General features: G+C 58.6%; 7 protein-coding genes. 3 read left to right on the forward strand and 4 right to left on the reverse strand.

Annotation, left to right across the window (positions count from 1 at the left end):
- Nucleotides 1-80: 80 nt before the first annotated feature.
- Together HYH08_RS37515 and HYH08_RS19180 are read right to left on the reverse strand one after the other, a co-directional pair.
- Nucleotides 81-317 carry a hypothetical protein gene (locus HYH08_RS37515; protein ID WP_228747928.1) on the reverse strand — a complete coding sequence of 79 codons (237 nt, stop codon included), beginning with the start codon at nt 315-317 and terminating at the stop codon, nt 81-83.
- Complete coding sequence (locus HYH08_RS19180; RefSeq protein ID WP_228747929.1) at nt 318-1256, reverse strand: hypothetical protein; 939 nt, start codon at nt 1254-1256, stop codon at nt 318-320. It lies immediately after the preceding gene.
- Nucleotides 1257-1359: 103 nt separating this feature from the next.
- Between HYH08_RS19180 and HYH08_RS19185 the strand changes: the two genes are divergently transcribed.
- The gene (locus HYH08_RS19185) at nt 1360-1614 is read left to right on the forward strand and encodes a hypothetical protein (protein ID WP_228747930.1); all 255 of its coding nucleotides are present in this window, start codon (nt 1360-1362) and stop codon (nt 1612-1614) included.
- A 35-nt stretch (nt 1615-1649) separates the two neighbouring features.
- Here HYH08_RS19185 and HYH08_RS19190 read toward each other — a convergent pair whose 3' ends face one another.
- Both HYH08_RS19190 and HYH08_RS19195 read right to left on the reverse strand, forming a co-directional pair.
- Entirely contained in the window at nt 1650-1907 is a 258-nt protein-coding gene (locus HYH08_RS19190) for a hypothetical protein (protein WP_220011348.1), read from the reverse strand.
- Nucleotides 1908-2052: 145 nt separating this feature from the next.
- The gene (locus tag HYH08_RS19195; protein ID WP_220011349.1) at nt 2053-5064 is read right to left on the reverse strand and encodes an RHS repeat domain-containing protein; all 3012 of its coding nucleotides are present in this window, start codon (nt 5062-5064) and stop codon (nt 2053-2055) included.
- Nucleotides 5065-5527: 463 nt separating this feature from the next.
- On the opposite strand from HYH08_RS19195, the gene HYH08_RS19200 reads away from it, so the two are divergent.
- Nucleotides 5528-6196, forward strand: a complete 669-nt coding sequence (locus HYH08_RS19200) for a GDSL-type esterase/lipase family protein (RefSeq protein WP_220011350.1) — start codon at nt 5528-5530, stop codon at nt 6194-6196.
- A 206-nt stretch (nt 6197-6402) separates the two neighbouring features.
- Complete coding sequence (locus tag HYH08_RS19205; protein ID WP_220011351.1) at nt 6403-6816, forward strand: hypothetical protein; 414 nt, start codon at nt 6403-6405, stop codon at nt 6814-6816.
- Nucleotides 6817-7249 lie beyond the last annotated feature (433 nt).

A 7249-nucleotide genomic window follows, 5' to 3' on the forward strand; every position in this document is an offset into this window, starting at 1 on the left:
GTTCCTCCTCGCGAAAAGCCGGTCCGAGAGGCCAACGCCTCAAGAGGAAGTAGGTTCAGACCTGCCGGTTGGAAAGAGGGTCAAGGCTTCTTGCAATCGGTATAAAACGTACCGCTGACGGCCACGATCCGCTCGATACATTGGCGCGGGTCGGTGATGTCGCCATTGACGCTGAAATAATACGACTGCGCCTTCAGGATCAGCGCGTAGCGGCCGGGCGGCAGCTCAAGCGCAGGGTCCCCGCTGTGCAGCTCGTACATCTCGGGACTGTCGGGGATTGGAGAGGCCCGGAACGGATAGGATGCGTTGCGGATCACTCAGGCGTCATCGGCCTCGGGCTTTTTGCCGCTGGCTTCGGCCGAGAACTCCCGGGCGATTTTCGCGACGACACGCACTTCGGCACGCTCGAGGATGTTGTTCACTGCGTCCCGGCGAAACACGATGAATTTCGGACGACCGTTGGGCAGGCTGGCCTGGTCGGGAGCCTTGAACGCAGCGAAGACCGCGACCCTGATGTCCGGCGGCCGGCCGGGCAGCAATTGCAATTCAGCGAGAGATTTGTCGTCGACCACGGCGTAAACGCCGTAATCGGTCGGCCGCAGAGGGTTCGGTTTCGGAGGAGCCGCGGGCGGCGGCACGTCGGCTACCGGCACTGGCTCGGGCGGCGCAGCGGCAATCTGTCGCCCCTGGATCTGGTGCTGGAGGGAGTGTGCTAGCGATGCCAGCCGTTGCCTTTGCTGGACCGCGAGCACCGCAAGGCCGGCAATCGTCAGCAGCGCGGCTGTCCGCCTGATGATCGGCCAGAGCGGATGACCGGGCTCGGCCGGACTGCGTTCGATCTCGGTCCGTGGGCGGGGCGACGGCGGAACTTCCCGAACCGCGACCTGGTTTAGCGGAGCGGCCTGGTCCGAGGCCGGGAGCGCAGGCGGGGCCGGCATCGCCGGCGGCGGCAGGCTGATCTCTTTCTGCGAAAACTCCTCGACGCCGCGTATGGCGGCCTCAAGCGCCTGTTGCGACCGCCTCATTTCCTTGACGTCGGCGTGGGTGAACTGCTCCTGGAGCTTGTAGCGGGCAAGGTCGTGGACCACCTGACGCAGGTGCTCGGGGTGATTTTTCACCGTCTCGAGCATGCGGGCGATCACCAGCGCGAACTGGACCTCGGACGCCGACTCCGCCTTGTTCTCGTCATTAGGTCGCAGGTCTCTCGAAGTCATAGCCGTCCAGGTTGCGTCCGTTGCGATCTCCTTGATCTGCAACGATAGCCGGGAGATTATAGAATGGCAGCTTGCCGGATCCTTTCAATGCAGGATATCGGAGGGCTGACGATGTCGGCTCTGCCACATGCGCCAAGGATGAACAATGATTTTCAGAGACAAGGCTGGTGCCCTCGCGGCCGGATTGATTTGCCTGGCAGGTGCCTCAATCCCCGAGCGGGCCTCGGCGATTACGGTTGAGCTGGCGCGAACCTGCAAGGCGCTCACCACCAAGCAATTCCCACCCCGTGAACCCGCCAACCCGGCGGCCGGCAGCGCCAAGGGATCAGGGCGTGACCAGACCGCCTATTTCAATAAATGCGTCGCCAATAACGGCAAAGTGGACGACGGCGGCAAGTAACGGCCTCCCGGCATGGGTATGGCCTTCCCCTGCGGCTACTGTGCCTTTGAAGGCTCTGCAGGTTCCGGCACATTGCCATCCTTGGTCATGCAATCCCTAAAATATGCCTGACGGTCCCCGCTCATCTTGACGGCGCCGGGCCGCTGGTAGGGATAGGCGATATACGAGAAATGCAAGCACTTCCTTGCGACCTCGGCGCTCGGGCCTGCCAGCGCGCCTGTTGGTGCGGCCACATCTGTGACCACGAGCAGCACCAGAGCGCTGCAGAACGTCACCTTCCGCAAATCTTTCATCCCATCATTTCAAGCAAAAACGGCTTTCATATCCGGTAACCTTAGCAGGCCGGATTCCTCCGGGCCAGACCAGTTCCGAACGTCCAAAAGGCGAGAGCCGCGGTCGTGTTCGACCGCGGCTCTCATCGATTCTACAAGGGGCGGCTCACACAACCAGGTCATGGTGGGCGAAGAATTGGAAGTCCGCGCTGGTCAGGGCAGTCGGTGCCACGTTCTTCACCAGGATCGAATCATGGGCGTCGAGCGTGATCAGCGTATCCTTGCCGACTTGCTGCATAACGAGGTGGTTGAAGATGCTGACCACCGAATTGTCGATCATGATCGTGTCGTGGTTGGCTGCATTGCCAGCGTGGAAGCCGACGATAGTGTCGTTGCCGGAATTCGGCTTGAAGACGAAGCTGTCGCCACCGACGCTCGCGGCGGCGAGCGTGTCCGCCACGGCCGTGGTCGAGGTAAGGCTTACGCCGGTCACAGAGGCCGTCTGGGCGTGCGACCCGTCCACGTTGGTCAGGTCCGTTGTCGTCAGCCGTCCGGTCGCGTCATACTGGAAATGATCGGCGACGTAGCTCTTGCCGGTGACGTTCCAGTCGTACACGTCCTTGGCCTTGCTCGCATGGACGATTGTCTCGTTGGTGAGCGCGCCGGCGGTGTACGTCTTGCTGTCGCTGATGTCTGCGGCTCCTGCGGCGTATTTCACCACGTCGCTCGTCAGCGAACCGTTGGCAAAGGTCTTGACTTCGGATGAGCCGTCGGTGCGGACTACGGAGTCTGAGGTGAGGCTGCTGGACGCGCTGTACTGGTCGGTGACCTTGGTTCCGTCCGACTTGAGTGTGTAGGAATAATCCAGCGAACCATCGAGGTGAGTGCGGACCGTCGACGTCAGCACGCCGGCCGTGTTGTAGACGTCGTGCTCGGCGACATAGGTCTTGCCCTGGACGTTGGATAGATAAACGTCCTTGGATTTGTCAGCGTGCACGATCGTATCCGACGTGAGGACGCCTGCGGTGTAGACCTTGGTATCGCTGATGTCGGCGGCTCCGACAGCGTATTTGATAGTATCGCCGGTGATGACGCCGTTCGCGTAAGTCTTCGTCTCCGTATAGCCGTTCGTCCGCAGAACGGTGTCGGAGGTCAGGTGGCCCGTGGCGTCGTACAGGTCGGTCGTCTTGGTGCCGTCGGTCGCGAGGTTATAGGAGTAGGCGAGCGAGCCGTCGGCATGGGTATGCACCGAGGCGGTCAGCACCCTGCTCGAGTTGTAAGTGTCGTGGCCAGCTACGTAGTCTTTGCCCTGGACGTTATGAGTGTAGACGTCCTCCGAATTGTCCAGATGGACAATGTCATTCTTGGTCACCACGCCGTTCGAATACGTCATGATCTCGAAGCCGCCGGCCGCATACTTGAACGTTTGAGTCGCGAGTGCTCCGTTGGTGTAGCTGCTGATGACGGAAGAGGTCGAAGACGTTGTCACGTTCTTCACGGTCTCGCTCGAGATGACTCCGTTTGTGTAGGTTTTGACGTCTGACGAACCATCAGCATTCAAGATGGTTTCGGACACGATCAGGCCGGCCGCATTGTATTGGTCGGTCGTCTTGGCGCCATCGGAGGAAACATTGTAGAAGTAGGCAAATGTCCCGTCGGCATGCGTGCGAATCGTGGTCGTGAGGGCGCCGGCTGCGTTAAAGGTATCGTGCTCCGTCGTGTAGCCTTGGTTCTGGACGTTGTAGATATAGACGTCCTTGGAGTTGTCGGCATGGGTGATGGTTTCGCGCGTCACCACACCATTCGTGTAAGTCTTGACGTCAGTCAGATCGTTGGAGCCCGCCGCAAATGTCGTTGTCTGGGTCGCGAGTGCGCCACCGACGTAAGAGCTGCTCGTCGTCGACGCCGTCGAAGCGAGCCCCGCCGAAATCGCCTTGACGACGGGCGTCACTTCGATCACCAGCGGATGGTCGGAGATGCTGACCTGGATACTGCTGACATTGGTATAGGTCGCAACCGGGTTGGAGCTGATGAGGGGGTCATAGACCTTGATGAGCCCCTCGGTCTGCCCAAACGTGATCGTGACAGGTGACGAGGTCGCCTGCACTGCGCTGTGCGTCGTTTGATTCCAAAGAACGGGCTCTGCCCAGAGCACGAGATCGACGCTGCCATTGCTCTTGGCCAGCAACATGTCGTGCGAGGTCGATGGAGTTCCCGACAGGGCGTAGGTTAGACTACCCGTGGCCGCGCTCGCGTTGGCACCGCCATCTGCGAGAATCTTCGAGAGATTGTGAATGGCAGTTGCCGCCAGCTTTGGCGTGCCGTCGGAATGAAAAAGTCCGTAGTGGCTCTGCGGATCGCTCGGAGAAAGCCACGAATCTTCGTCCAAAAGTTCATAAAGATACGTCTCGGCTACGCCCTTCTGATAGGCGTCCATCAGCGTGTCGAGCGTATACTTCGCCTGAACTGTCTCGCTGACGCCGTTGTACCAAGTGCTGGTGAGAGTTGTGTAGCCCGTTTCGGTAATGACGACAGGTTTGCCTGGAGCGGAGATCTTGGCAAATCCGAGCAGATAATCGAGACCCGCCGAGATGTTCGTCGTCGACATCACATAGGCATGTCCGTTGGCGTAATCGGTGGCGCCGGACAGATTGCCGAGCTGATTGAAGAGACTCGTGTCGGTTGAGCCGATCGTGACGTTGTAAACAGAAACATTCTTCAGCAGCGGGTCAGCGTTCACCGCGTTATAGATTTGCTGCTGTACGATCGCTCCCGAGGCAATCGACGTGTTGCCGTTGACGTTTACCGGCCAGTAGTTGACTTCGTTCGCTCCCTCGATTGCGGCGATGGATCCGGCATACCTGGCCTCGTAGCTGTCCAGAGTACTGACGAATTTTGCGACGTCGACGGTCGAGTTGCTTTGCAACGTGATGGCGAAATCGAACTTGTAGCCAGCGGCAGCAAGAACGCTGAAGCTCTGCGTGGCGGCGGCGTTGTAATACAGCCCGTCGCGAATGTTGCTGATACCGAGATAGTCGAGTGACGCCTTTACGAGCGTGACGTTCGAATATGGAGACAGCGCAAATCCGAGATGGGTGTTTACTCCGATGGAGTCCACGAATTGAGTCGCGGAGGTCGCCGTTTTGGTGACAAACTGAAGGGAAGCTTGAGTGGTCATAACGCCCCGGCCTGGCCTGGAATGGTTGTTGTCCGGGAGTCGTACGGATGGGCACTTAAACCGAAGTTGTGGATTGCATAAAGTTGTTCGGATCGTCTTCTAGACGAGTAGCCTGGTGGTGATGCGAGCCTCTCGCGTCTCGCATGTCGAGGTCGCCACTGGCGGCTTGCACCGAAGATGCTGTGCCGGTGCGGATATCGGATTGAGTCCGCGATTTATGATGTTTTCGTTGTCCTCGGATCGCTCGTCGTCGAGGCGCTCTGGATGCTAGGAGGGGTCGGTCTTGATCTCGGTGTTTGAGGGTTCGGAGATCGTGATCCGTAGGAATACGGTGGAGATGTGGTTACTCGCTCCGTGCCTCTGGAAAAGAAAGTCTTTACGAGAGGGGCGGCCCTGGTCGTAGTGATGCGAGCTCCTCCCAGGTGATGGAACGAAGATAATGCGGCGTATTGGATCGTGGTCGGTGGTGGCAGTCGTCGGGCTGGTGAGCGTGGCCTTTACTCTCGGGGCAACCACGGGCCTTCGTCGCTCGTGGCCGTTGGCTGGAGCATACGAGTGGTTGTCACGGCAGGCTTCGCCCTACGATTTCAGGGCTAATCCATCTTACCGAATAAGATCCGCTCTTTATGCGGTGCGTAAGAGCAGGCGGATCACCATGATTGGCGATTCTCTTACAGAGTATGCTGACTGGTCATTGTTGCTGGGACGGCCCGACGTCGGCAACCAAGGCATAACCGGAGACGTCAGCGCTGGCGTACTAGCGCGATTATACCCTTCGGTAACAGGTTCCCAGGTCGTGTTTCTTAATATCGGGATAAACGATCCAGCACATTTTGTGACAGCGATGGAAACGCAGGCGAATATTCGGCATATCGTCGAGGTGCTGTCGCGAGGCTCGAAGGTCTACGTGCAATCATTGATCCTGACTCGTCGTAGCGACTTGAATCGCTACGTTCAGGTCACGAACGAGTTTTTGCAAATGTTCTGCGACGGGAAGATGTGCACTTACGTCGATCTCAATGCGCGTCTGGCAAAGGACGGGATGCTGAACGAATCCTTTGCGTTGGATGCTGTTCATCTCAACGAGAACGGCTATCTCCAGTGGGCTGCCGCCATTGCGCCATTGATCTAGCTGTTTATCGGTGCCCTGGCCAGCGCCATGCCGGGTGGCATCGTCCGCCAGGAAGGCGGCGATGATGAAGACTTGTGCAGAGTCCGTGAGTGGCTACCCGATGAACCCGGAGTTCGTCCAATCTTAACCACGGATCCTAAACCAGTCACCGCTTACCGAAGATTCAGGCGTTTGTCCTATCGTTGGATCAGGTTGGAGGTTCAAACATGTCCAGAATTTCGAATATGGCGGCCGTTTTGGGAGTCGCGACCATTTCGTCAACGTTCGCAGCCAGCGCCACGCCGGCTTGCCTGCGCGACATCAAGCCTTACAAGCTCGCCGGCGATACCATGGAGTGGTCGATGACCATTGCGCCCGGCGCTGACTGTATCCAGGGTCTGCGGTGGTCGACGATGCAGATCTACAATGTTTCGGTCGTCGAGAAGCCAAAGAGTGGCGAACTGGTGTTGGTCGGCCCCGGCTTTCGCTATTTCGCCAAGCCCGACTTCAAAGGTACCGATACGTTCACTCTGGTGGTCGTTGGCAAAAACCGTCACGATGCTGGCGCCTCGACCGTTCAGGTCACGATCTCGAGGGCTGAGACGCCGCTCGTGGTCAGCGCAGTCAATCACCTAGAATAGAATCAGCGCAAGGCGGAGAAAGGACTTCAGTTCCTTGAGCGCCGCGCTTGTCTCGCGTCCTTTGTGACTACTGAGGTCACGCGGGTGATGTAGACCAATGTCGTTGGTCGCGCCGGCATGACGCCAAATCGAATCGCGGCGGTGCTGTCTTGATCGCGGTTCCGTGCGAATGAGTGGTGAAGCGATCGCGGTCGAGTCACCCGCGCACATGTAGATTGCGACAACTGCATGTCATGCGCTTTGGCCAGTGCCGCCCAAGTGCTGGGCCGTTAACGTTTATTCCGTTCGCGAAGCATTCTGCCCTAATGTTGGGCGTGCGACCGGATAGAGAAATGGTCTAGGGTGTTTGGCGGAACATCGATCTTCAACGGGAACAGTTTTTCATGCGAATCGCGATGATCGGAACGGGCTATGTGGGACTGGTGTCCGGAGC

Origin of the sequence: Bradyrhizobium sp. BR 10289, from assembly GCF_019455385.1 — a bacterium.
Classification (GTDB): domain Bacteria; phylum Pseudomonadota; class Alphaproteobacteria; order Rhizobiales; family Xanthobacteraceae; genus Bradyrhizobium.

Bases quoted from the DNA above. Each gene is read 5' to 3' on its own strand.
- HYH08_RS19205 (WP_220011351.1), top strand. From the start codon at position 6,403: ATGTCCAGAATTTCGAATATGGCGGCCGTTTTGGGAGTCGCGACCATT.
- HYH08_RS19190 (WP_220011348.1), bottom strand. From the start codon at position 1,907: ATGAAAGATTTGCGGAAGGTGACGTTCTGCAGCGCTCTGGTGCTGCTC.
- HYH08_RS19195 (WP_220011349.1), bottom strand. From the start codon at position 5,064: ATGACCACTCAAGCTTCCCTTCAGTTTGTCACCAAAACGGCGACCTCC.
- HYH08_RS19185 (WP_228747930.1), top strand. From the start codon at position 1,360: ATGATTTTCAGAGACAAGGCTGGTGCCCTCGCGGCCGGATTGATTTGC.